18 protein-coding genes, 2 tRNA genes and 3 rRNA genes are annotated in these 25623 nt (G+C 40.6%); 9 read left to right on the top strand and 14 right to left on the bottom strand.

What is annotated here, in order from left to right; all coding sequences use genetic code 11:
• Positions 1–42 precede the first annotated feature (42 nt).
• The 4 genes from SALWKB2_RS00910 to SALWKB2_RS00895 all read left to right on the top strand — a co-directional run bounded on the left by SALWKB2_RS00910 (position 43) and on the right by SALWKB2_RS00895 (position 3811).
• Positions 43–519, top strand: a complete 477-nt coding sequence (locus tag SALWKB2_RS00910) for a hypothetical protein (protein ID WP_025329822.1) — start codon at positions 43–45, stop codon at positions 517–519.
• 363 nt (positions 520–882) lie between these two features.
• Positions 883–1623 carry a carbonic anhydrase gene (locus tag SALWKB2_RS00905; protein WP_025329821.1) on the top strand — a complete coding sequence of 247 codons (741 nt, stop codon included), beginning with the start codon at positions 883–885 and terminating at the stop codon, positions 1621–1623.
• A 528-nt stretch (positions 1624–2151) separates the two neighbouring features.
• Positions 2152–2745 carry a DJ-1/PfpI family protein gene (locus tag SALWKB2_RS00900; protein ID WP_025329820.1) on the top strand — a complete coding sequence of 198 codons (594 nt, stop codon included), beginning with the start codon at positions 2152–2154 and terminating at the stop codon, positions 2743–2745.
• Between the two features lie 34 nt (positions 2746–2779).
• A complete protein-coding gene (locus SALWKB2_RS00895; RefSeq protein WP_025329819.1) occupies positions 2780–3811 on the top strand; it encodes an AI-2E family transporter in 1032 nt (343 codons plus the stop codon).
• 51 nt (positions 3812–3862) lie between these two features.
• Here the strand turns inward: SALWKB2_RS00895 and SALWKB2_RS00890 are convergent, their stop codons facing one another.
• Positions 3863–5005 (bottom strand): MFS transporter, encoded by a 1143-nt coding sequence (locus SALWKB2_RS00890; protein WP_025329818.1) that lies wholly within the window; start codon positions 5003–5005, stop codon positions 3863–3865.
• A gap of 529 nt (positions 5006–5534) precedes the next feature.
• Between SALWKB2_RS00890 and SALWKB2_RS00885 the strand changes: the two genes are divergently transcribed.
• Positions 5535–7139 carry a TIGR04141 family sporadically distributed protein gene (locus SALWKB2_RS00885; protein ID WP_025329817.1) on the top strand — a complete coding sequence of 535 codons (1605 nt, stop codon included), beginning with the start codon at positions 5535–5537 and terminating at the stop codon, positions 7137–7139.
• Between the two features lie 128 nt (positions 7140–7267).
• On the opposite strand, the gene rrf is transcribed toward SALWKB2_RS00885, so the two are convergent.
• From rrf to SALWKB2_RS00860, 5 genes are all read right to left on the bottom strand, one after another.
• Positions 7268–7381: ribosomal RNA gene (gene rrf / locus SALWKB2_RS00880) — 5S ribosomal RNA — on the bottom strand.
• A 103-nt stretch (positions 7382–7484) separates the two neighbouring features.
• A 23S ribosomal RNA gene (locus SALWKB2_RS00875) occupies positions 7485–10374 on the bottom strand.
• Positions 10375–10700: 326 nt separating this feature from the next.
• Positions 10701–10776 (bottom strand) — tRNA-Ala (locus SALWKB2_RS00870).
• 16 nt (positions 10777–10792) lie between these two features.
• Positions 10793–10869 (bottom strand) — tRNA-Ile (locus SALWKB2_RS00865).
• Positions 10870–10946: 77 nt separating this feature from the next.
• Positions 10947–12485: ribosomal RNA gene (locus SALWKB2_RS00860) — 16S ribosomal RNA — on the bottom strand.
• The 16S, 23S and 5S rRNA genes sit together here with 2 tRNA genes alongside, the layout of an rRNA operon.
• A 636-nt stretch (positions 12486–13121) precedes the next feature.
• Between SALWKB2_RS00860 and SALWKB2_RS00855 the strand changes: the two genes are divergently transcribed.
• Positions 13122–13847 carry a 16S rRNA (uracil(1498)-N(3))-methyltransferase gene (locus SALWKB2_RS00855; RefSeq protein ID WP_025329816.1) on the top strand — a complete coding sequence of 242 codons (726 nt, stop codon included), beginning with the start codon at positions 13122–13124 and terminating at the stop codon, positions 13845–13847.
• Positions 13848–13912: 65 nt separating this feature from the next.
• Here SALWKB2_RS00855 and ppk2 read toward each other — a convergent pair whose 3' ends face one another.
• On the bottom strand, positions 13913–14806 hold the full coding sequence (gene ppk2 / locus SALWKB2_RS00850; protein ID WP_025329815.1) for a polyphosphate kinase 2: 894 nt from the start codon (positions 14804–14806) through the stop codon (positions 13913–13915).
• A 139-nt stretch (positions 14807–14945) separates the two neighbouring features.
• Complete coding sequence (locus SALWKB2_RS00845; RefSeq protein ID WP_025329814.1) at positions 14946–16139, bottom strand: MFS transporter; 1194 nt, start codon at positions 16137–16139, stop codon at positions 14946–14948.
• Between the two features lie 393 nt (positions 16140–16532).
• Between SALWKB2_RS00845 and SALWKB2_RS00840 the strand changes: the two genes are divergently transcribed.
• The 3 genes from SALWKB2_RS00840 to SALWKB2_RS00830 are packed head-to-tail and all read left to right on the top strand — an operon-like array spanning position 16533 to position 19973.
• Positions 16533–17948, top strand: coding sequence for an aspartate aminotransferase family protein (locus SALWKB2_RS00840; protein ID WP_025329813.1), 1416 nt, complete (start codon positions 16533–16535; stop codon positions 17946–17948).
• 53 nt (positions 17949–18001) lie between these two features.
• Entirely contained in the window at positions 18002–19090 is a 1089-nt protein-coding gene (locus tag SALWKB2_RS00835; RefSeq protein ID WP_025329812.1) for a GNAT family N-acetyltransferase, read from the top strand.
• A complete protein-coding gene (locus SALWKB2_RS00830) occupies positions 19083–19973 on the top strand; it encodes an arginase family protein (RefSeq protein WP_025329811.1) in 891 nt (296 codons plus the stop codon). Before SALWKB2_RS00835 ends, SALWKB2_RS00830 begins: the two co-directional genes overlap by 8 nt.
• Here SALWKB2_RS00830 and SALWKB2_RS00825 read toward each other — a convergent pair.
• The 6 genes from SALWKB2_RS00825 to SALWKB2_RS00800 form a co-directional block, all read right to left on the bottom strand.
• The gene (locus SALWKB2_RS00825; protein ID WP_025329810.1) at positions 19955–21142 is read right to left on the bottom strand and encodes a DegT/DnrJ/EryC1/StrS family aminotransferase; all 1188 of its coding nucleotides are present in this window, start codon (positions 21140–21142) and stop codon (positions 19955–19957) included. The two genes, SALWKB2_RS00830 and SALWKB2_RS00825, sit on opposite strands and share 19 nt — an antisense overlap.
• Before the next feature lie 30 nt (positions 21143–21172).
• The gene (locus SALWKB2_RS00820; RefSeq protein ID WP_025329809.1) at positions 21173–21583 is read right to left on the bottom strand and encodes a DMT family transporter; all 411 of its coding nucleotides are present in this window, start codon (positions 21581–21583) and stop codon (positions 21173–21175) included.
• Positions 21583–21939 carry an EamA family transporter gene (locus SALWKB2_RS00815; RefSeq protein WP_025329808.1) on the bottom strand — a complete coding sequence of 119 codons (357 nt, stop codon included), beginning with the start codon at positions 21937–21939 and terminating at the stop codon, positions 21583–21585. Before SALWKB2_RS00815 ends, SALWKB2_RS00820 begins: the two co-directional genes overlap by 1 nt.
• Before the next feature lie 34 nt (positions 21940–21973).
• On the bottom strand, positions 21974–22795 hold the full coding sequence (locus SALWKB2_RS00810) for an alpha/beta hydrolase (protein ID WP_038648589.1): 822 nt from the start codon (positions 22793–22795) through the stop codon (positions 21974–21976).
• Between the two features lie 24 nt (positions 22796–22819).
• Entirely contained in the window at positions 22820–23566 is a 747-nt protein-coding gene (locus SALWKB2_RS00805) for an MtnX-like HAD-IB family phosphatase (protein WP_051506365.1), read from the bottom strand.
• Positions 23567–24372: 806 nt separating this feature from the next.
• A complete protein-coding gene (locus SALWKB2_RS00800; protein ID WP_025329806.1) occupies positions 24373–25590 on the bottom strand; it encodes a LysM peptidoglycan-binding domain-containing protein in 1218 nt (405 codons plus the stop codon).
• Positions 25591–25623 lie beyond the last annotated feature (33 nt).

The raw sequence follows: 25623 nt of genomic DNA, 5'->3' as shown, positions 1-25623 counted from the left end.
ATATCCAGATAAATCAACAATTAGAAGGGGGTTTTAATTATTATGCAAAAAACATTATTTATATTTTTCTGCTTAATATTTTTTTCTTTCCACACGGCTTTAGCAGGACAAAACAATTTAATACTATTCGATAAAAAAACAAAAATTATTTTTGACAAAGATATAGTTATATTAGTCACTCCCAGTGAAAATACAATTAATAAGTTAAAAACTAGTATGGGTGATGATTTCTATGTTATGGCCGATGACGCTAATTATTACTTCTTCTTAGTTTATAATTACCTTAAATCTATTAATAAACCATATTTAATAAAGAACGATGAAGCTATTTTTTATTTTCAAAAAAATGGCGTACTACACAAAATACAAAATAATAATTCCCATCTCCATTGGTGGGCATTGTTATATAAACATAACGAAGGAAAATACAAAATTGTAGCTTTCATTGATTTTGAAGATGAATATAAAAAATTCATATCAGATGGAGATATTTATTCAAAAGATGAATGGAATTTTTAATAGTAAAGTTAGCGATATACAAAAATACTTTTTGAGGTTCTGCATCAGACTAATTTTACTAATCTAAAGAGCTCTACATATACTACGTTTACCATTTAACAGTAAATACTGTCGCAAACTTGATTTATATATTTTATTTGATAGCAAATTAATAGATGTTTTTTATATAACACCATCACAAACTGCAGTTCCTATTGACGGTAATTTAAAATTTAGATTCAACATGATTTAAACCAGAAATAGAATACCATATAAAAAATATTTAATATATTAATAATATATCAAATTCTAACAACAAAAATACTACCCAGCTTTACCAAATAAGACTAAACTAAAAAATAATAAACCCATAGAAACTACATCATGAGAAAAAATATTTTAGCTTTATGTCTTAGCCTTGGTCTGGCTACCTCTGCCATGGCAGAACAAACCCACTGGGGTTATCAAGGTGATAATGCACCGGAAAACTGGGGTAACCTGCCTGATGCACAAACTTGTGCATCAGGCAAAACTCAATCTCCGATTGATATTTTTGACAGCAAAAACAATAAGCAATTACCGGCACTGAAATTTAATTATCAACATGCCGATATTAAGCAAATTATTGATAATGGTCATTCACTTCAGTTTAACTTTGATGCAAACAGCACATTTAGCTACGAAAACAAAACATACAAACTGGTTCAGTTTCATGCTCATGAACCGGCTGAGCACACGATTAATGGTATCCGCTATCCGCTGGAATTACATTTTGTTCATCAGGCTGCTGATCACAGTAATCTTGTCATTGCCGTATTTGTACAGGAAGGCAAAGAAAACTCCTACTTTGAAAAATTATCCATATTTAAACAACTTGCCAAAAATAGCAGTGAAAACACCGATATATTATTCAACCCTGAACACATTTATCCGAAAAATCACAGCTACTATCGCTATACCGGTTCACTGACCACTCCACCATGCAGTGAACCGGTAACGTGGATCTTATTCCGTCAGCCGATTACCCTGTCCAAGGATGAAATCGAAGAAATTTCTCATTATCTGCCGAAAAATAACAACCGGCCGGTTCAGCCACTCAATAACCGCATTATTGAAAACAACTAAGCCAGAATTGCTCAATAAAAGGTCAGAAGAGCATCAGCAAAGTCTGGCCTTTTATTAAACCTGACAGCCTATGTGTTTTTAATCCTGCATTTATAAAACAAAATTACATCAGCTAAACTTAAGCAATATTGGAAAAACTATTATCCATGTATGCTTATTGTTATTCTCAGTTTTATAAGCTTCAAACTCTTCACCCGTCTTTTCTCAGTTCACCTCTGCCAATCAGCTCATTTTCAATATATTTCAGCATTACCAGTTATTCTGATTACAACATTTTTATATTTTTACAACTAAATTATCCACGGATTAAGTTCGAATACTTCATAAATTCATATCTAACTGAAAAATAATATTAATTATAATTATATCTAGATAAACTCATATCCTATATTTTGATATTAGCCTAATTTTAGGTTCCACTATCCAAGTACAAATAAGCATCTGAGAAGTAAAAAATGATATGCTACTCATATTCAAAACAATATCCAGAAATTTATCTTTTCAACCCGTCTATACTAAGGAAAAATAATGCACATCTCTATTATTCTATATCCTGATTTCGAAACCCTTGATGTTTTTGGACCCGTAGAAATATTTGGAAAAGTTCCAGACTGGAAAATGCAGTTTTATTCCCGTCATGGTGGCCTAATAAGCAATCGAGATGGTGTACAGATTGCTACCGAAAGTTTTAACACGATGCCTCAGTCCGAAATCGATACGCTTTTCATTCCTGGTGGAACAGGAGCCAGAACACTTATCCTCGAAGCTGACTATATCAACCAGCTAAAGCAACTGGCACAAAAAAGCCGGTATGTATTAACAGTATGTACGGGTAGTGCCCTGCTGGCTAAATCGGGATTACTTGATGGAAAACGAGCAACATCCAATAAACTCTCTTTCGAATGGGTAAAAACCTCATCGTTACGAACCCAATGGATAGAAAAAGCCAGATGGGTTACAGATGGCAAATATTACACATCTTCAGGTATTAGTGCAGGTATGGATATGGCCTTAGCCTTTGTGCAAGACAGGGCAGGAGAAACCGTTGCCCGACAAATCGCAACTAGAATCGAATATCGCTGGCAGCAAGACAGCCAGCAAGATGAATTCTGTCTGAAATAAATTTTATTGTTATAAAAATTAACCCGGAAAAATTATGCTTTTAGATGAGCAACAAAAAATAGGACTGTTTTTTGTAGTATTGTATTCTGTCTTTTTTATCATATTTATGGAAATACACTTAATGTCCGGTGTTATTTCCGGCTTACTCACCTATACCCTGACACAGAAACTCGAAGATTTTCTGGCAAAAAAAATGCATCGCTGGGGCAATAAAGCCAAACTTTTTTCCGTATTATTACTTTCACTGCTCATTATGGCAGTACTCATTAGCGGCTTTGGTTACCTGGTTAGCTGGGTAATCAGCGTAGCCAAAGATCCGCAACAAACCCTTACTCATATTCAAAGCTTATTTAACAGCATTGCCAGCTCACTGCCCAAAGAACTAAATAAATATATTCCTGATAATCTGATTGAATTGCGAACCAATGCACTAAACTTTATCAAAGAGCATGTTCTATATCTTCAGTCAGTAGTTAAGCAATTATTTCATTCATTGCTAATCATCATCATTGGTATGGTTATCGGTTTGATTGCCGGCTATCAGCAGAACAAACGCAATATCACTGAAACCCATTCCTCATCAACAATTTATATGCAGGCACTCAAAGAGGGGTTAAATCGTCTGGTACTGGTATTTCAATATGTTGCCTTCTCACAGGTAGTGATATCCTTTTTTAATACCATCCTGACTGCTATTTTCCTCCTTATCATATTACCTTTATTCGGTATTCATCTGCCTTTCAGCAAAAGCCTGATACTGGCTACTTTCGTTCTTGGACTGATCCCCATTATTGGCAACCTCATAGTCAATACTATTATGTGTCTGGTTGCATTTACTATTTCCTTCTGGATGGCGGTAATTGTCCTGTTATATCTAATTATCATCCATAAAATCGAATATATACTCAATGCCAAAATAATTGGTAACAAAATCCACGCCGGCATTTGCGAACTGCTGATTGCAATGGTATTGTCTGAAAGCTTATTTGGCGTAATCGGATTGATTTTTGCGCCTATCTTTTATGCTTTCCTGAAACTGTCTTTAAAACAACTCAAAATCATTTAATCTGATTTCGTATGTCAATAAAAAGGCCATGAACAATGGCCTTTGAGTATTTTAGCGTTTATACCGCTCCACATCCGGTAACAAAATTGTCAGTATTCCAAGTAATGGCAAAAAAGAACAAAATTTAAAAATAAGTTGTAAGCTGGTTTTATCGGCCACATATCCTAAAACTGCCGCTGCAATTCCACTCATCCCAAACATAAAACCAAAAAACAGACCGGCAATCATCCCGACGCGTCCGGGAATCAACTCCTGAGCATAAACCACAATTGCCGAAAAAGCAGAAGATATAATTAAACCAATCAAACAGCTTAACAGCGCCGTACCCCAGAGATTTGCATAAGGTAAGGCCAGGGTAAAAGGTGCAGCACCTAAAATAGAGAACCAAATAACATATTTCCGACCAATACGGTCACCTACCGGACCTCCGACAAACGTACCAATTGCCACACAGGCCAGAAATAAAAAAAGAAATAACACTGCAGATTGTTTAGTTAAAGCAAATTTTTCAATCAGATAAAAACTATAATAATTGCTCATACTGGCCATATAAAAAAATTTAGAAAAAATCAGTACGGCAAGAATAAATAAGGCCAGAACGGTCTTACTTTTATCATAAGGTAAAGTACAATTTGCTGCTGCCTTGTGTTTATTTGCAGCCAGATGACGAGCACTCCATGCACTGATGCGGCACAAAAGCAAAATAGCAATTACACCAATAACGATAAACCACAGAATATTACTTTGCCGGTTATATCTCAGCACAATCAAACTCACCAGTAGCGGCCCAAGTGATGAACCCAGATTACCGCCTACCTGAAATGCCGACTGAGCTAAGCCAAACCGACCAGCAGAAGCATTACGTGCAACACGGGATGCCTCAGGATGGAAAGTAGATGATCCTACTCCCAGAAATGCGGCTGCCAGTAATAATAAATAAAACTGACTAGCAAAACCCAGCATGCACAAGCCAAACGTCGTTGAAACCATACCTAGGGGTAATAAATAAGGTTTCGGATGCTTATCTGTGTAATAACCGATTGCAGGCTGTAAAATTGAAGCTGTAAGCTGATATACCAGACTAATACAACCCACCTGAGCGAAACTTAACTGATATTTTTCTTCCAGTAAGGGATAAGTAGCTGTCAGCATCGACTGAATCAGGTCATTACACAGATGTGCGCCTGCTACCATTAAAATAACCGAAAGAAATAATTAATTAGATGAGAACTGACTATCTTGCTGATTCATTATTTTCAACTAAAGAGAATAAGATAAACAATAACTTTTGTAAGGTATATTACTTGAATATATAAGAATAACATATAAGATTTTACTTTATACATCTAACTAAATTTATAACAATAAAAAAGTTTATTTAAATAATAATATCCTTACAAAAAATAAGTTCAATTATAATTAAGTAAATTTTTTTAGAAATAAATGCAAATTAATCATATATTTATTCAATTTAAAATATATTGTTTCTATTCTTTTCAATTAAATATTGAATTCTTAAAATGGTATATTTTTAATACAAAAGCAAATATTTGCAATCAATAACTAAAAAATATTTATCTTGGTTCTAAGTGTATTTTAAAATGATTAACAATTAGATTCCATATAATCTATATTTGTTTTAAATAGTTTTTAAATGCATATTTAGAATTAACAATGAATTCTAAATATTAAATATTATAAATATTTATAAAGGAACGTAGATTTGAAAAAGTATAATCTAAGCATCTTAATGCTAAAAGAAAATATCGAATCAGCCGAACAAGCTATCGATAACAATAAAAATATTTCTTATAGAGATATCCCTCTTAATTCTGGTATAGGTCATTTATATTTTAAATCTATTCAACTAAATTCACCTAAATGGGTTAGTTTATTTACATCAGTAATAGATGATGATCTGGACGAACTAAAGAACTCAAGCGCGTCCGCTGTTTTTATAATTAAAAGTAAAAATAGATTTTTTGCATTGACTTTTGGACATGGAAAATCATTATTACAAAATGATTGCTATGAAGAAAATTTTGGCCTACGTATAGCTTTAAATACAATTGATGCTGAAAAATTGCGTAATATAGATTGTGAACATTTAGATAGAATTACGAGACAAGAACGAAGTCAAACCAATATAGAAACAGCACTACCGAACTTTGATATTGATATTGAACAAGATTTAATTAAAGCTATAACAGGTAAGCCCAATGATGAATTCCTTTTGGGAAAACGAGTATATGGAAAAGATAATCTAAAAATAAATATTTCATTTTCACTCGAAATAATAATGCCTCTTCTCGAAGAACTTGAAAGTCTTTATCAAAAAGATACTTATAAAGAAAATTTTGGTTGGTTCGATAATTTAAAAGAAGTCCGAGATATTTCATTAGTTAATGAGTTAAATGATCAACTTGTGCAGAAATTCAAAGAAAATGATAATTTAAATAATATTTTGTTAGTGATTCCGGATATAGTTGATTGGTCTAACATTAATGGATTCAGATATGCACCATCAAAACAAAGTCCATTATTTATGGACATCGATTATGAAAGTTATAAATCTTTTCTCGACAATAAATCAATAGATATAACAATAGAAACATTCAAAAAAAGGAGTATTTATATTGAATGGGAAGGAACCAGTGGAAATATAAAACAATGGTCAGTATATAAATGTATATATTGTGAATCATCTCTAAATAAGAAGAATTACATTTTAAATAGTGGAAAATGGTATCAAATAGATCATAATTTTAATGAAGAATTAAACAAGGATTTATCTAAAATACCTCAAGCAAATTTAAATTTACCAGAATATGAAATTAACGATAGAGATGAAGATGGGTTTAATGAACAAAAATATAACAGCAGTATTTGCGAAAAATATAAAGATTTCTATTTAATGGATAGAGAATTAATTATACATGGAGGCCAAAATAGTAAAGTTGAATTTTGTGATATTTATTCATCAATAGACAAACGTCTTATTCATGTAAAATATGATAGTGGTTCTAGCAATCTAAATCATTTATTTTCGCAAGGGTATATATCAGCTGAGTTATTATTATTTGACGAGAAATTTCGTGAAAAAGTTTATCGTAAACTAAATGGCTTATATAATTTAAATGATTTAGAAAATTTTAGTCAAAATCCTAATGCTAATGAGTATGAAGTTATTTTTGCCATTGCTAGTACTAAAAAGACTAGATCTACAGAATTACCACTATTTAGTAAAATTAGTCTACGAAATATTTATAAAAAACTTACAAAATTCGGAATAAGAACCAGCTTGAAATTTATTAAGGTAATAAAGTAATAAATCTAGTCTCTAGATAATCGCAGCAGCCATCAGGCTGCTGCGGTATTGTTTTTTCTTCTGTGGTACTTCTCAGTACTTAAAGTAAGAAACCCGGTTGACTAATCAACCGGGTTCTTCTATGGGGAGTCTGGCGGTGTCCTACTTTCACATGGGCAATCCATACTATCATCGGCGCTAGGTCGTTTCACGGTCCTGTTCGGGATGGGAAGGCGTGGGACCAACCCGCTATGGCCGCCAGACATTAAACTGTCAAATCAGAAAGCCTTAATCTCGGTGATGATGTGTATTCATCAGTAAGCTTTATCATTCTGTGCATTTACTGCACGAAGTTCTTCAAATGATAGAGTCAAGCCTCACGAGCAATTAGTATCGGTTAGCTCCAAGTGTTACCACTCTTCCACACCCGACCTATCAACGTCCTGGTCTCGAACGTCTCTTCAGAGGGATTAAATCCCTGGGGAAGTCTCATCTTCAGGCGAGTTTCACGCTTAGATGCTTTCAGCGTTTATCTCTTCCGAACTTAGCTACCCGGCGATGCGACTGGCGTCACAACCGGTACACCAGAGGTTCGTCCACTCCGGTCCTCTCGTACTAGGAGCAGCCCCCGTCAAACTTCCAACGCCCACTGCAGATAGGGACCAAACTGTCTCACGACGTTTTAAACCCAGCTCACGTACCACTTTAAATGGCGAACAGCCATACCCTTGGGACCGACTACAGCCCCAGGATGTGATGAGCCGACATCGAGGTGCCAAACTCCGCCGTCGATATGAACTCTTGGGCGGAATCAGCCTGTTATCCCCGGAGTACCTTTTATCCGTTGAGCGATGGCCCTTCCATTCAGAACCACCGGATCACTATGTCCTGCTTTCGCACCTGCTCGACTTGTCGGTCTCGCAGTTAAGCTACCTTGTGCCATTGTACTATCAGTCCGATTTCCGACCGGACCTAGGTAACCTTCGAACTCCTCCGTTACTCTTTGGGAGGAGACCGCCCCAGTCAAACTGCCTACCATGCACGGTCCCCGATCCAGATTATGGATCCGGGTTAGAACCTCAAAGTCACCAGGGTGGTATTTCAAGGACGGCTCCGCAAGAACTGGCGTTCCTGCTTCTTAGCCTCCCACCTATCCTACACAAGTGACTTCAAAGTCCAATGCAAAGCTACAGTAAAGGTTCACGGGGTCTTTCCGTCTAGCAGCGGGGAGATTGCATCTTCACAACCATTTCAACTTCGCTGAGTCTCAGGAGGAGACAGTGTGGCCATCGTTACGCCATTCGTGCGGGTCGGAACTTACCCGACAAGGAATTTCGCTACCTTAGGACCGTTATAGTTACGGCCGCCGTTTACTGGGGCTTCGATCCGATGCTTGCACATCTTCAATTAACCTTCCAGCACCGGGCAGGCGTCACACCCTATACGTCCACTTTCGTGTTTGCAGAGTGCTGTGTTTTTATTAAACAGTCGCAGCCACCTATTCTCTGCGACCTCTCATAGCTTACGGAGTAAATCCTTCACCATAAGAGGCATACCTTCTCCCGAAGTTACGGTATCAATTTGCCGAGTTCCTTCTCCTGAGTTCTCTCAAGCGCCTTAGAATTCTCATCCTACCCACCTGTGTCGGTTTGCGGTACGGTTTCATTCAAACTGTAGCTTAGTGGCTTTTCCTGGAAGCGTGGTATCAGTCACTTCGTGTCCGTAGACACTCGTCATCACTTCTCGGTGTTGAGCACCCGGATTTGCCTAAGTGCTCCACCTACCGGCTTAAACGATCTATTCCAACAGATCGATGACCTAACCTTCTCCGTCCCCACATCGCATTTGAATCAAGTACAGGAATATTAACCTGTTTCCCATCGACTACGCATCTCTGCCTTGCCTTAGGGGCCGACTCACCCTACGCCGATGAACGTTGCGTAGGAAACCTTGGGTTTTCGGCGACAGGGCTTTTCACCCTGTTTATCGCTACTCATGTCAACATTCGCACTTCTGATACCTCCAGCATGCTTCTCAACACACCTTCTTCGGCCTACAGAACGCTCCCCTACCATGCCAGTTAACTGACATCCGCAGCTTCGGTTACAGATTTGAGCCCCGTTACATCTTCCGCGCAGGACGACTCGACCAGTGAGCTATTACGCTTTCTTTAAATGATGGCTGCTTCTAAGCCAACATCCTGGCTGTCTGGGCCTTCCCACTTCGTTTACCACTTAATCTGTCATTTGGGACCTTAGCTGGCGGTCTGGGTTGTTTCCCTCTTGACACCGGACGTTAGCACCCGATGTCTGTCTCCCGAGGAACCACTTGATGGTATTCTTAGTTTGCCATGGGTTGGTAAGTCGCAATGACCCCCTAGCCATAACAGTGCTTTACCCCCATCAGTGTCTTGCTCGAGGCACTACCTAAATAGTTTTCGGGGAGAACCAGCTATCTCCGAGTTTGTTTAGCCTTTCACCCCTATCCACAGCTCATCCCCGCATTTTGCAACATGCGTGGGTTCGGTCCTCCAGTACCTGTTACGGCACCTTCAACCTGGCCATGGATAGATCACTCGGTTTCGGGTCTACACCCAGCAACTCAACGCCCTATTAAGACTCGGTTTCCCTGCGCCTCCCCTAATCGGTTAAGCTCGCTACTGAATGTAAGTCGTTGACCCATTATACAAAAGGTACGCAGTCACGGATTGCTCCGCTCCCACTGTTTGTATGCATCAGGTTTCAGGTTCTATTTCACTCCCCTCCCGGGGTTCTTTTCGCCTTTCCCTCACGGTACTGGTTCACTATCGGTCGATGATGAGTATTTAGCCTTGGAGGATGGTCCCCCCATCTTCAGACAGGATTTCTCGTGTCCCGCCCTACTTTTCGTATACTTAGTACCGCCTCTGAAATTTCGAATACGGGGCTATCACCCTCTACGGCCAAGCTTCCCAGCTTGTTCTTCTATCTCAGTGACTATCATATACTGGCTCCTGCGCGTTCGCTCGCCACTACTTGCGCAATCTCGGTTGATTTCTTTTCCTCTGGGTACTTAGATGGTTCAGTTCTCCAGGTTCGCTTCTCTGTACCTATGTATTCAGTACAGGATACCATGCTTATACATGGTGGGTTTCCCCATTCGGATATCGCGGGATCACAGCTCTATTGCCAGCTCCCCCACGCTTTTCGCAGGCTTACACGTCCTTCTTCGCCTATCATCGCCAAGGCATCCACCTGATGCACTTATTCACTTGACTCTATCATTTCAAGAACCTCCTGACTTCGTCAGCATACCGTTGACTAGTATCTCTGACTTAAGGCCTTTACTCTCATAAAGCTTACTGCTTTGGTTGTCTGAACAACGCCTTTTGTGCTCGTTGTTCAGCGATACAATCATCACCCAATTCTTGCAGCACTTCTCTTCTTCTGTCTCCAGAATCAGTTCTATGCTCCAATCTTTGTTTGTTGATTTCGGCTTTCCAATTTGTTAAAGATCGATGCGTTACTTCGCAAATTAAAATCAGCTCTCTGAACTGCCTTTAATTTCCAAAGTATTTTACTGAACCCAACCTCCTCAGAGTGGTGGTGGAGGCAAACGGGATCGAACCGATGACCCCCTGCTTGCAAAGCAGGTGCTCTACCAACTGAGCTATGCCCCCTCTGTCCTTAAATAAGTGGTGGGTCTGGGAGGACTTGAACCTCCGACCCCACGCTTATCAAGCGTGTGCTCTAACCAGCTGAGCTACAAACCCAGTTTATTCAGTCTCTTCTCGCATCTTTTCAGTTTACCGATAAGTGTGAATGCCAATCAGCCCCTTCTTTTCTCTAGAAAGGAGGTGATCCAGCCGCAGGTTCCCCTACGGCTACCTTGTTACGACTTCACCCCAGTCATGAAGCATACCGTGTTAAGCGACCTCCTTGCGGTTAGTCTACCCAATTCTGGTATCCCCCACTCCCATGGTGTGACGGGCGGTGTGTACAAGACCCGGGAACGTATTCACCGCAGTATGCTGACCTGCGATTACTAGCGATTCCGACTTCATGCACTCGAGTTGCAGAGTGCAATCCGGACTACGATCGGCTTTCTGAGATTGGCTTCACCTCGCGGCTTCGCTACCCTCTGTACCGACCATTGTATGACGTGTGAAGCCCTGGTCATAAGGGCCATGAGGACTTGACGTCATCCCCACCTTCCTCCGGTTTGTCACCGGCAGTCTCATTAGAGTGCCCAACTTAATGATGGCAACTAATGACAAGGGTTGCGCTCGTTGCGGGACTTAACCCAACATCTCACGACACGAGCTGACGACAGCCATGCAGCACCTGTGTTACGGTTCCCGAAGGCACTCTCCTATCTCTAAGAGATTCCGTACATGTCAAGACCAGGTAAGGTTCTTCGCGTTGCATCGAATTAATCCACATCATCCACCGCTTGTGCGGGTCCCCGTCAATTCCTTTGAGTTTTAATCTTGCGACCGTACTCCCCAGGCGGACAATTTCACGCGTTAGCTTCGCTACTAAGACATCTAGTGTCCCAACAGCTAATTGTCATCGTTTAGGGCGTGGACTACCAGGGTATCTAATCCTGTTTGCTACCCACGCTTTCGAGCATGAACGTCAGTGTTATCCCAGGAGGCTGCCTTCGCCATCGGTATTCCTCCACATCTCTACGCATTTCACTGCTACACGTGGAATTCTACCTCCCTCTGACACACTCTAGTTAACCAGTTTCAAATGCACGTCCCAAGTTGAGCTCGGGGATTTCACATCTGACTTAATTAACCGTCTGCGCTCGCTTTACGCCCAGTAATTCCGATTAACGCTCGCACCCTACGTATTACCGCGGCTGCTGGCACGTAGTTAGCCGGTGCTTATTCTTTAGGTACCGTCAGCACCAGGTGGTATTAACACCCGGCTTTTCTTCCCTAACAAAAGTCCTTTACAACCCGAAGGCCTTCTTCAGACACGCGGCATGGCTGGATCAGGGTTCCCCCCATTGTCCAAAATTCCCCACTGCTGCCTCCCGTAGGAGTTTGGGCCGTGTCTCAGTCCCAATGTGGCGGATCATCCTCTCAGACCCGCTATGGATCGTCGCCTTGGTAGGCCTTTACCCCACCAACTAGCTAATCCAACATCGGCCGCTCAAATAACGCGAGGTCTTTCGATCCCCCGCTTTCCCCCTCAGGGCGTATGCGGTATTAGCCATCCTTTCGGACAGTTATCCCCCATTACTCGGTACGTTCCGATGCATTACTCACCCGTTCGCCACTCGCCACCAGAGAGCAAGCTCTCCGTGCTGCCGTTCGACTTGCATGTGTAAAGCATGCCGCCAGCGTTCAATCTGAGCCAGGATCAAACTCTTATGTTTAATCTTAGCTTTTTGTAATCCCGAAGTTCCCTCCGGTTTCACTGGTCTGCTTCAAAGTTATTGACAAGAAATGTTTTTATCTTGTCTCTCTGAATCAGTGTGAGGCCGCTTGGCACTCACACTTATCGGTAATCTGTTCTGTTAAAGAGCGTTGCTTTCGACTGCGTTCTACTTTAAACTGTTCGTTTGTTTCGTGTCGCGTCATCAGCGAAGAAGGCGAACTATACGCCTCCACAAATCCCCTGTCAACTCCTGCCTGCATTTATTTTTGACTTTCTCCTCATTCAACTGTTTTTCCTGTGTTTATTTTTGACTCCTTTGACTCAGTTTGATTATTTTTCAAACTTTCATGACTTGCTTTGTCTGTGTGTTTATTAAATGAGTTGTGTATTCATATTCGTTAGTTCTAAAGATTAATACTCTTTAGATTGTGAAAAGGTATCATTGTTTATAATTTGTATTGCTGATATAAGAATGGGTATTTGCAGATTTATTTAAATGTATGACTTATAGATTAGGTATTTTTATACTCGTTTTTGTATTTCTATAAACAATTAGAATAGTCATTTAATTGTTTAAATGTTAATCCGGCTATTTTTATTCGCTGGATTATTGATTGATTTTTTTACTACTATTATGCCACGTTTTTATTTACCGCCCAGTGTTTTAGTTTCAGATGCATTCTCTTTACCTGATACGGCTGCTCGCCATGTACAGGTGTTACGCTACCAGCCAGGTGAGGTAATTGAGCTTTTTGATGGGCTTGGAAAGGTCTATCAGGCTGAAATTACGTCAATGGGTAAGAAAAATGTGGATGTACTGATTCGTGAAAGTACAGATATTAATTTAGAGTCACCATTAAATATTACGTTGATGCAATCCATATCAAGTAGTGATCGTATGGATTTAACTATTCAAAAAGCTGTGGAGCTGGGCGTAACTATGATTCAGCCAGTACTGACGGAACGCAGTAGCCAGCGCTTAAGTGGCGAACGGGCAATGAAAAAACTTGAGCGCTGGCTGGATATTGCTATTGGTGCCTGTGAACAATGCGGCAGAACGGTAGTACCTCAAATTCAACCGATAACGGGATTGTCAGATGCATTGTGTGCTCTGGGTGTGGATGATTTAAAACTGCTGATGAGTTTAAACCAGCCCCGAGCATTAAATCAGTTTACACAGCCACAGGCAGTAGTATTGCTGGTTGGTCCTGAAGGCGGATTAAGCCAGGCTGAAGAAGAGCTGGCAATTAATCATGGCTTTAATGCAATCAGCACAGGACCCAGAGTATTACGGACAGAAACAGCATCTTTGGCAGCTATTGCGGCAATGCAGTTGCTATGGGGAGACTTTCGCGGGTAAATTAGAAAAATCCAGAACTGATAATAAAACCAGCCAGTTTAGTCTGCTATCTGGCTGGCTCTGTATTAATATTCTTCTGGTATATAACGATAAGGATAATTAGGTTCCTGATAATCACCCTTATCCTGACGTTTTGGTAATTCGACCTTTTTCCGTGGTGTCTTTTTATACGGAATTTCACTCAATATATGTTTAATGATATTCAGACGCGCTTTCTTTTTATCATTAGAATCAACCACGTACCACGGTGCCCATGAGGTATCAGTCGCCATGATCATTTCATCACGAGCCCGGGAGTAATCATACCAGCGACTGTAGGACTTGATATCCATGGGAGAAAGCTTCCAGATTTTACGCGGGTCGTTAATTCGACCAAGCATACGTCTATGCTGTTCTTCCATACTCACTTCAAGCCAGTATTTAAGCAGGATGATACCGGAATTAACTATAGCTTTTTCCATAAATGGAATAACTTCGAGAAATTCCTTACTTTCTTCTTCGGTACAGAATCCCATCACGCGTTCTACACCTGCACGGTTATACCAGCTACGGTCGAAAATAACGACTTCTCCAGCCGCAGGTAAATGAGGAATATAGCGCTGCATGTACATTTGTGACTTTTGGCGTTCACTTGGTGCCGGCAAGGCAATAGTTTGAAAAATACGAGGGCTGACTCTTTCAGTAACAGCTTTAATTGCACCACCCTTACCTGCTCCGTCGCGACCTTCAAAAATAATACATACTTTTTGTCCGGAGGCTTTTACCCATTCTTGCAGGGCAACCATTTCACCCTGAAGTTTTTCCAGCTCTTTGTAGTATTTCTTTTGGGATAGTTTTTTATGTTTGGTATTTTTATCTTGATTATGTTTAGTACTTTTATTCGGACAAGTGTTATTCTGGCTTTCTCCCTGCTCAGTATCAGGTATTTTGGTTTCAGATTGCTGCTGGTTTGCAGTCATAATACTTCCCCTATCTGTTGTTATTAATAATTAAAGTAAATTTAATATTAACAGATTATTAACGTTAACAGTTATTTGCAACATCAGTTACATGTTTTTACAATATTATTTACTGTTCTGTATACATGAATAAACTTAGTTATTGCAGATTTGCGGCAGCAGTGCGCTGTTCATCTTTTACTGTAAACCACCATACGATTAAACCGATGATAGCAAGAGCAACGCCAACCCATGCTGTACTTGTCCATCCCCAACCGGCGGCAATGGTTAAACCGCCTAAATAGGGTCCTAAGGCATTGGCAGCATTAAAAGCACTATGGTTGAGTGCTGCAGCCAGTGTCTGAGCTTCTTTAGCTACATCCATTAAACGGATTTGTAATAATGTACCTACAGCACCGCTCATACCGATTAGTACAACCTGAATACATATCCAGTAAGGATGATGCACTGCAAAAGGATATAAGGCCAGCATAGCAGCAGACCAGGCCAGTAAGCATGCTAATCCACCCATCACATGGCGACCGGCCAGGCGTGGCACGATAATATTGCCAAGAGTCATGCCTACACCGTAAAGACACATCACCAGTGGTACGTTTTTAGGTGACATACCGGTAATATCTTCAAGTGTTGAAGCCATGTAAGCATATATGCCAAACATGCCGCCAAAACCAATGGCTCCTATAGCCAGTGTCAACCATATTTGCCGGTTGGTCAGTGCACTAAGTTCACGCAGCGCATTGCTACCGCCTCCTTGCATACAATTTGCCGGTAAAAAAAGAGCTACCAGTATCACTGTTAAAGCAGCCAGTATGGCAACGATAAGAAAAACAACCCGCCAGCCTACTGCTTGAGCCAACCAGCTACTCAAAGGTACGCCGATGGTGGTAGCAATGGTTAAACCGATCATCATTAATCCTACAGCCTGAGTTCTCTTATCTGGAGGCACCATAGCTGCAGCAACCAGTGCACCAACACCAAAATAGGCACCATGCGGCAAGCCACTTAAAAAGCGAAATAACATCATACTGCGGTAATCTGGAGCCAGCATCGTGCCGAGATGTGTCAGAGAGAAAAATGCCATAAGCACCAGTAACAGGCTGCGCCTGCTAAAGCGTGCACCAAATATGGCAATAACCGGAGCGCCTAGGACAACACCCAGTGCATAAATGCTGATTAGATGCCCTGCTATAGGTTCGCTTATATTTAAACCACTGGCGATATAGGGCAAAACACTCATGGTGGCAAATTCTGTAGTGCCGATTGCAAAACCGCCAACAGCAAGAGCAAATAAAAGCCAGCGGGGATGAGGAATGCGATTAGGTTCTGTGTTCATAGTTGTGTGATTAGGCTGATCAATAGTAGCCAGTAATATTGTGTGTTTATTGTGATTTAAGTCTAACTGATTGAGAAATATTAGTAAAAATTGATTTTAGTTTTTTTTGCATAAGTCTATTGCGGATCATTAAATATTGTTTAGTTTTGTGAATATAAAATTTTATTTGGTTAGGGTGCAATCTATATATTGTCAGTGAATTGCTAAGCCAATATGTTTTACACATTTTCTTTTTTTAAATTAAGTGCAAAGATAATTGAATATTGAGCAGATAATGGTTTTATCAGGTTATTAGGTTTTGTTTGTTACGGTTTTGATGCTTTAGCAGGATATAATAGTATTAATTATGTACTTTTTATTAAGATGTTTTATTTTAAATGAATGGAATAAATGATGAGTAAGCCTAGTGCTCAAATACTTGTAAATCGTCCTGATGATGCACAGTTACTGGCAGATGAAGCAAAGTACTGTTCGTTTGGTGATACGGTACATTATGTGAATCCGCCAAAAATCTTTGATGGCTGCGAAGGCAGCTATATGTACGATAAAAATGGTACGCCTTATCTGGACTTACAGATGTGGTATTCGGCCTGTAATTTTGGCTATGCAAATGAACGGCTGAATGCTGTGCTGAAGCAACAGGTTGATACATTACCGCAATGTGCCAGCCAGTATTTGCATCCTACTAAAATTGAGCTGGCTAAAACCATTGCTCTGGATATGAAACGTAAATTTGGTCATGATGGTCGTGTGCATTTCAATGTCGGTGGTTCTCAGTGTATTGAAGATTCATTGAAAATTATCCGTAATGCATCTGAAGGCCGTTCATTAATGTTTGCGTTTGAAGGTGGCTACCATGGACGTACTTTAGGTGCATCTTCCATTACCTCCAGCTTCCGTTATCGCCGGCGTTATGGCCATTTTGGTGATCGCGCTATGTTTATTCCGTTTCCTTATCCGTTCCGCCGCCCTAAAGGAATGACGGCAGAAGAGTATGGCGAACATTTGGTGGCAGATTTTGCCCGCCTGTTTGAAACAGAATACCATGGTGTGTGGGATCCGAAAGCGGGACAAGCTGAATATGCAGCCTTCTATGTGGAACCACTGCAAGGAACAGGCGGATATATTGTACCGCCACGCAACTACTTTAAAGGACTGAAAAAGGTTCTGGATCAATATGGTATTTTGCTGGTTGTTGATGAAATTCAGATGGGTTTTTATCGCACCGGTAAATTATGGTCAATTGAACACTTTGATGTAAAACCAGATATGCTGGTATTTGCTAAGGCACTGACGAATGGTATGAATCCGCTTGGTGGTCTGTGGGCGCGGGAAGAACTGATTAATCCTCAGGTATTTCCGGCTGGTTCTACTCATTCTACTTTTGCCTCAAATCCATTAGGAACAGCAGTAGGTCTGGAAGTATTTAAGATGATGGCCGAAACTGATTATGAAAAAATGGTTATGGAAAGCGGAGCGTATTTCCTTGAGGGCTTAAAAACACTGGAACAGCGCCATAAGGAAATAGGTGAAGTAGACGGTCTGGGGCTGGCTTTACGTGCCGAAATCTGCACAGAAGACGGCTTTACTCCGAATAAAGCTCTGGTAGACAAAATGGTGGATATTGGTATGTCCGGCGATCTGGACTGGCAGGGTCAGAAAATGGGGCTGGTACTGGATATTGGCGGTTATTACAAAAATGTCATTACTTTTGCGCCTTCATTACATATTACTAAACAGGAAATTGATCAGGGTATTGAATTGCTGGATCAATTGATTACACGTGCTAAAAAAGAGTTAACAGCTTAGGGCTGGTAATGGCAGCCGGCTGATATTCAGGCTGGCTGCCGTATTAGTAAATTATGAATTATCTGACTCAACTGGAACCGAATGAACTGGTCGACACTTTTCTGACCAGTCCGCCTCAGGATTTTACAGCATGGCAATTAACTAGCGGGGTACCGGCATTTGCTGCACGGTTTGATTTACTGACTACCGCAGAATCTGATTTTCAGCAAAAAATTCGCCATTGGCCGTTATTTAACTGGTGGCAGCAGTTTCTGAAACCTGAAACTTGTTTTATTGGTACTACTGTATCGGAATATGCGCTGTTTACTCAACAACAATCTGTGCAGCAGTTAGCTACGGAAATTAAACAGCATTATGGCAAAAAATATCCGCTGCTGATTGTGAAAGATATTCCTCAGCAATCACCATTACTGAATCATCAGGCAAATGAATATGCTGCATCACTGATACAGGTATTGCAACAAGAAGGATTTATTGCAGTAGAAGGTCAGGCATTAGCCTGGGTACCGATAGATTTTAATGATATTGATGAATATCTAGGCCGTCTGTCTTATCAGCGGCGTAAAAACTTCCGGCGCAAATTAAAAACGCAATCGCTGGTAGAAATCGGTTGTATACACAGTGGTGATGCCTATTTTCAGAATAAGGCCGTTTTAGATGAGTACTATCAGTTATATTTGAATGTTTATAATCAAAGTGAAATCCATTTTGATTTATTAACCAAAGATTTTTTTGTGCGCCTGTTACAGGACAGCAGCAATCAGGCCAGGATTTTTACCTACCATTATCAGCAAGAACTAATTGGTTACAATATCTGTTTTGTTCTGAACGGTATGCTGGTAGATAAGTATATCGGTTTTGTTTATCCTCAGGCACGGGAACTGAATTTGTATTATCTGAGCTGGTTTTACAATCTGAATTATGCCAAAGAGCATGGACTTAAAGTTTATGTCGCCGGCTGGACGGATCCGCAAGTTAAAGCATCTTTAGGTGCACAATTTACTTTTACCAAACATATGGTGTATGTCCGCAATCCTGTTTTAAGAAAGCTACTGGCAAAAATCAGTACTCGTTTCGAACAGGATAAAATCTGGCAGGAAAATAGCAATCAGCCTACTCAGGATAGTAAAAAACATGAATAAAACGGTAATTCTGGATTTTGACCACAGTACAGGATCTATACCAGATGCAGTAAGAATTGAACTTGGTCAATGGCAGGAAGTTATTCGTTTTGGTTGCTCTCAGACCAGTTTTAAGAAATTACAGGCTGAACTGAATCAGCAATTACCCGAACATTATGGTACGGTATTAACCGGCAGTGGCGACTATCATCATATTTCACTATTGTTGATTAAGCGTTTACAGCAATTTTTCAGTGCCTCCAATCCGATACAAGTCATTATTTTTGATAATCATCCGGATAATATGCGTTATCTGTTCGGAATTCACTGTGGTTCGTGGGTCAGTTACGTGGCGCAATTGCCTTTTGTCAGCCATGTACATGTATTAGGTATTACTTCAAATGATATAGGGGTGGCACACAGCTGGGAAAACCGGCTGGCGCCATTATTTCAGGGTAAATTAACTTACTGGTGTATGGATGTACGGGTTGGCTGGGCAAGAACAATTGGTCTGAAACAGGCTTTTCGGGCATTCTCCTCACCAGAAGAACTGGTAAGCACTTTTATCCAGACACAGCAACATACTAATGAACCCGTATATATCTCGATAGACAAAGATGTTCTGGGTAAGGACGTAGTACAAACCAACTGGGATCAGGGGCGCATGCAACTGGAACATTTATTAACTGTGATTAACGCTATGAATCAGCGGATTATTGGCAGCGATATTACTGGTGAAGTATCTCAGTGGGAATATTCCAGCCCGCTAAAACGCTTACTGAGTGCAATGGACAAACAGGAACCCATTCCGGCTACTACACTGACTGCATGGCAAGAAAAACATCATGCGGTTAATCAGCAATTGCTTGCCGCTCTGGCTCAGAATCAGCGCACAGCATCCTGAATAACTTCACATATCCGGGAAAATTGAGCATCAGTAAGCCACAGGCTGTTGGTAATAGTGAACATACGTGCAGCAAAGTCTTCAGCATTCGGCATGGATGAAGCAGGTACAATCGGCTGTAAATAATCGTATTGAGACAATGGGTGAATAAATAACCGCGTTACCCCCAGCGGACTAGTCCATAGCTGTTTTAATACAGCATCGCGATGTTGGCATGCAGGCAATAACACCATTAGAAAAGGCCATACACCCCGACCATGCTGATCGACGATCACCTCTATTCCGGAAATACTCTGCAATTGTTCAATACGCTGGTAGGCCTGCTTTTGCAACATATCTAGAAATGCCGGTAAACGCAGGAAAGCATTAGCAGCTACATGCTGACGCCAGCGACTAACCCGATGCATTGGAATATCAAAATCAAAATCATCTCCAACGGCTGCAATCCATTGCTGCCGGCGCAATGCCTTTCTCCTGCCTTGCCCATAAACAAAATGTAAACCGGCAGGATTATACAAAGCAGTGTATCCAAATAATTCGAGAGTTCTCAGCAACTCCCATTTGCACCGGCGTGGCAATAATTTTTCGGACATAGCTTGTAAATTACTGCGTAATTGCATATCACTGGCGGTTAACAAACCGCCTTCATACATAGTTAGCCCTTTACCGGCTGCCAGACTGAACAGCACAATATCACCATGCTGCCCTACTTCTGCACCCAATGCCTGCGCTGCATCCTCTATCACACTAATCTGATAGGACTGAGCCAGTTGTTTAACGGTACTGACATCTGTCACCCGGCCGCCCAAGTGTGTAGGTATCACTGCCAATACCTGCTCATTTAACAGAGTACTTAACTGAGCGATATCCATATCGATACTACCGGGTTTTAAGTCACATAACTGTAACTGTAAACCACAATGATGAACGGCCAGCGCAACCAGCGGACAGGTATATGCCGGTACAATTACGGTTTTACGCTGTGGCTGTTGCTGCGCCAGTGTTGTTAACGCAATAATCAGTGCTGCAGTACCTGAACAGGTAAGTTGTAAAGGCGGCAGATGCAATTGTTCGCTGACTCTGCTCGTAAGTGACTGAGCTGCCGGCCACCAGTCAGACCACTTTAGCGGTAATCCGGCAGTAGGCGGGTTCTCATAGTAGTATGACATATATAATACTAGTCTTCTGAACCGGAAAAGTTAACACGGCTCATCATCTTTACTATGCTCCTCCGTTTCTATGATTTCTTTTTCAGCCAGTGCTAAAAAAATAATACCAGCCACAATAAATATCGCGCCGAGGATACGAATATTTGTAATGTGCTCATGAAACAGAAAAGCTGAAACCAGCATTACTGTAACTACTTCCAAATGCGATGCAGCAAATGCCGGACCAACCGGTGCTTTTTTCAACAACATCATCCAGGTAAAAAAAGCACCAATATAGCCGGCAATGGCAATATATACCCACGGCTGAGTAAATACACGGGAAATCCAGTCCCAATCCGCAGCAAGCGGCTGCGCATGAATAGCAGTTAATTTAAAACTGCTCTGCCCCAATGTATCAAACAATAATAAGAGCGCAAAACCAACTATATAAAATTTACGCATTATGACGCTCCTACCAGTACTACTCCGATGGTAATACAAAACATACCGGCCAACCGGAAACGGGTAAGCTTTTCCTGAAACAAAATCCGTCCTACCAGCATCAGTACGATAATGTTAATTGAACCAAGCAAAATACCCTGTGACAATGGTACCTGACTTAAAAATGCCAGCCAAAGCAAAAATTCAGCGACATAGGAACCAATCCCAATCCACAACCAGTAATTACTGAACAGATCAACCCAGTAATACCAGCCATTGCGGTTATCTGGCGCAATGGCTGCATATTTAAATGCTATTTGCCCGAGCGTATCAAAACAGATATTGGCAAACCATAAAATGAATACAAGCATCGTCATATAATATTTCCTTTGCTACGAGATAGATATTCACTTACGCTGTTTGCGCTATATGCTCGAAAAAGGCAACTGATTCATTGATTACTTCGCGCCGCTGCCGATCAATGGTAATCAGATGATAGCTGTCATCCAGAACGATAAATTTTGTTACTCCGCTGACATATTTTTCTACCAGACGCGCATTAGTTTTGATATTGGCAATATCATCATGACCGGAATGCATAATCAGACAGGGAGCTGTAACCTGTGGCAACTGTCGCCGCACTATTTTGGCCAGTGCCTGCATTTCTGCCAGTGCCGGAAACGGATTACCGGCCAGACCGGCACTGGCACTATCGCCACTGAACATGCTGGCAGCAACAGTTGCACGAATACGTTCATCTTTCAGCCCATACGGTGGTTTCTCTATAAATGAGGTTTTCTGAAATAAATGAAATTTTTTAAAAAACGGTAATAGCACAAAAGATTGTTTTGCCCAGAATGGAATAGACCAGCCATCATAGCTGAATGTTACACCATAGACACCCACACCCTTTACAAGCTCAGGCTGATCGGCCGCTAGTTTCAATGCCAGCAGCGCACCCATCGATAATCCTGCTACAAACAGACAATCGACTTTTTGTTTTAGAAATTGCGCAGCCTCCTGCACACTGGCATACCAATCATGCCAGGTAGTCTGACATAAATCAGCTTCATCACCGCAATGGCCGGCCAACTGCATGGCATAGACAGTAAAACCTGCCTGATGCAGCCCTTTGGCCAGAATACGCATTTCATTGGGTGTACCGGTAAGACCATGTACCAGCAGAACACCATTGCGATTACCGGGTAAAAAATAGGAAGAGTCTTGAATCATAATTATAAATCAGGTATTAATGCCTTATGCTGGAATTAGGCAGCTATTCTCGGTCGGAGCTTTCAGCAACTCCGGCAAAATGGCAGTAACATCACCAAAATTCTTGATTGGATAATACGCAATCCGCTGTTGCTGACAAAAATCAATTAATTTATCTTTGGCAAATACCATATCTACTTTATCTGCCACACAAAAATCCGATGTACCATCACCAACATAAAAAATCTTTTGAAAACCAGTCAGTTTCCGGCGGTGCTGACATTTACAATTACCACTGGCTTTAAGGCAGCGATCATTGGCATAAGGAAAATCCAGTGCCCAGTCTTGCTGTTGATTATGCAATAAGCGATTGGCAAAAACCGGTAAAAAGTTCAGATTATACCGCTTAAGGATGGACTGAATGGCATAGTCCAGTCCATCACTGACAATATGTACATTTAAATTTCTGCTTTGTGCAAAGCTGATAAACTCACTAAAAGCAGGATCAATTTTAATTTGTGCCAGCACACTGTCCAACTCAGCCTTACTGGCCTGTATATTAGCAATCTGCTGATGCATGCATTCCCGCGAACCAATAATACCTTCCTGCCACTGCTGCTCCAATAAGGCACATTTCTCATTACCAAAATGATTCAGTAAGGTATCAGTAACATCTTTTTCACTGATGGTTCCGTCAAAGTCACACAATACTGAATACTGACTCAAATCGTTAGCATAAAAAAGTGACTGATGATTTTGCGGGCTTTCCGCAACGGGGAAGAAACAACTCATATTGTTCCATATAAAAAATTACAAATAAAAACAGGCTGGCATTGTAACAAGGAAAATGAAAGATAATGCAAGATGCTTGAATATCTTAGTGTGTAAAGGCTAAAAGTAAATAATTTCACTAAATTTTAGCCAATTACCCTAACATGATAATTGGCTAAATATGGCTGATAGATCGGAGATTAAGGGTATCTAATATAAATTCTATCAATAGAATAATACCCGTTCACTTTGAACACTAATTTCAGTTTAATATAAAATAAACGAAAATACATGTCAGAAATGTATCTTATACATTGCTGAAACTCAGATTACCTGTCTGCTATACCAAGCCGCCAAATCTGTCCACAACAGAACTAATCTATACAGATAGCTGATATGTCTAGATATTTTAACCGAATAATTGATCTATTTTAAAACATTTCTACCAGAAATTAAACTGACTGGATTTAAGTATTCTTAATGCAATATCAATATTGGAAAGAAGTAAGCTAATAATTGTTATTTTTTCACAATAATTTAAATTATATAGATAATTTATTTAAATCAAATGGCATAAAATAATCAAAACGAATTCTCATCAAAGGCTATTCAGAAACAAACAATTGTTTATCCGATATTTATTATCCTGATAAATATCTGATAATAAGCATAACTGCTATTTTTAGCAGCAGAGAATTTTGATATCTATGCTTATAGAGAGCAATAGATAAAACTATATAAAATAAAAGTGCGGATATATCCGCACTTTTATTCGATTCATTTCATCAGTAATACATTTTTTACCAATATATTATTCGCTGTTTCAATTAGTGAATTTCTTTGAATGAATTGATTAGGTAAGTTGAGTCCTGTGTAACATCATCCAGATCATGACCCGGGTTCATTACTAAATCTCCTATCTGCACAGCTTGAGATGCATTAATAATAAGAGCTGAAGACAAATTATCACTTACCCGATAAATCAGTGCCAGACCAACTTCCTCTGCCGGAATACTCAGATATTTAACCACACTGCGTGATTTCTTAGGCTCATTAGATAAATCAGCCTTAAGTTGGCGACTTTTTTTATACAGGCTAACTACGGTACCTTTATCAACTCCGTCATTAGTACCTAAATTCAAAGTAATTGTCTGATAAGGACCTGCTTCCTGAATACCGTCCATTACAGAAACAATTTTACCTTTAATCTGAGTAGTGGGCCCATGAGGCATCATTTGGAACGGATCATGCTCATCTGTAATTTTTAACAGATAATCACCCTTATTAATTTCTGACGCTGAATTGGTAATAACCAGTGGCTGAGCTGTACGCGTAGGAACCTTAATCAGTGGTGTCTTACGGGTATAATACTCATCTTCAGGTAAGCTGGCTACATCCTTTGGACTGCGTTCAGCCAGAGCAGTGTTCTGTCCGGCCAGCGTTGCTGCTTCACCACTAAAGCGTACCAGCTGTCCCAGATATTTATGGGTATCAGGATCAGTAATATTCTGTTCTATACGGTAAATCAGATAGCGACCAGGCTCTAACTGACGATCCGCATAGATACGGTCACCTGTAGAATAAATAACCCGGTTATCCGGTCCGGCAATCAGACGTGGTGCCTCTCTGGTTTGTTCTTTACTAATTACTTGCGGGTGCTGCATAAACATACGGAAAAAATCGACATCTATGGTACTGATGCCATAACCAGAAGACAGATTACGTATTTGTGGCTGCAGTTTAATGGTCGGAATACCTCCGCTGTTATCAAAACCCAGACGAGGCTGCCCGTTAACATAGCGCAGACTTAAAACCTGTCCCGGATAAATTTTTTGCGGATTCTGAATCTGAGCCCGGTTAGAACCCCACAGCTGCGGCCATTGCCAAGGGCTGTAAAGATACTTACCGGATATGCTCCACAAAGTATCACCACTTTTCACTACATATTGTGCCGGTGCATCCGGACGTAATTTTAATTTGGCCATTACCGGTGCAGATATTGCCATACTTAGTGCACACAGCAGAGTTATAATATGTTTATGCATGTAAGGTATCCTTAGGGAGATTGCTATTTTAAA

Origin of the sequence: Snodgrassella alvi wkB2, assembly GCF_000600005.1 — a bacterium.
Taxonomy (GTDB): Bacteria; Pseudomonadota; Gammaproteobacteria; order Burkholderiales; family Neisseriaceae; genus Snodgrassella; species Snodgrassella alvi.
This window is presented reverse-complemented; position numbering and strand designations above follow the sequence as displayed.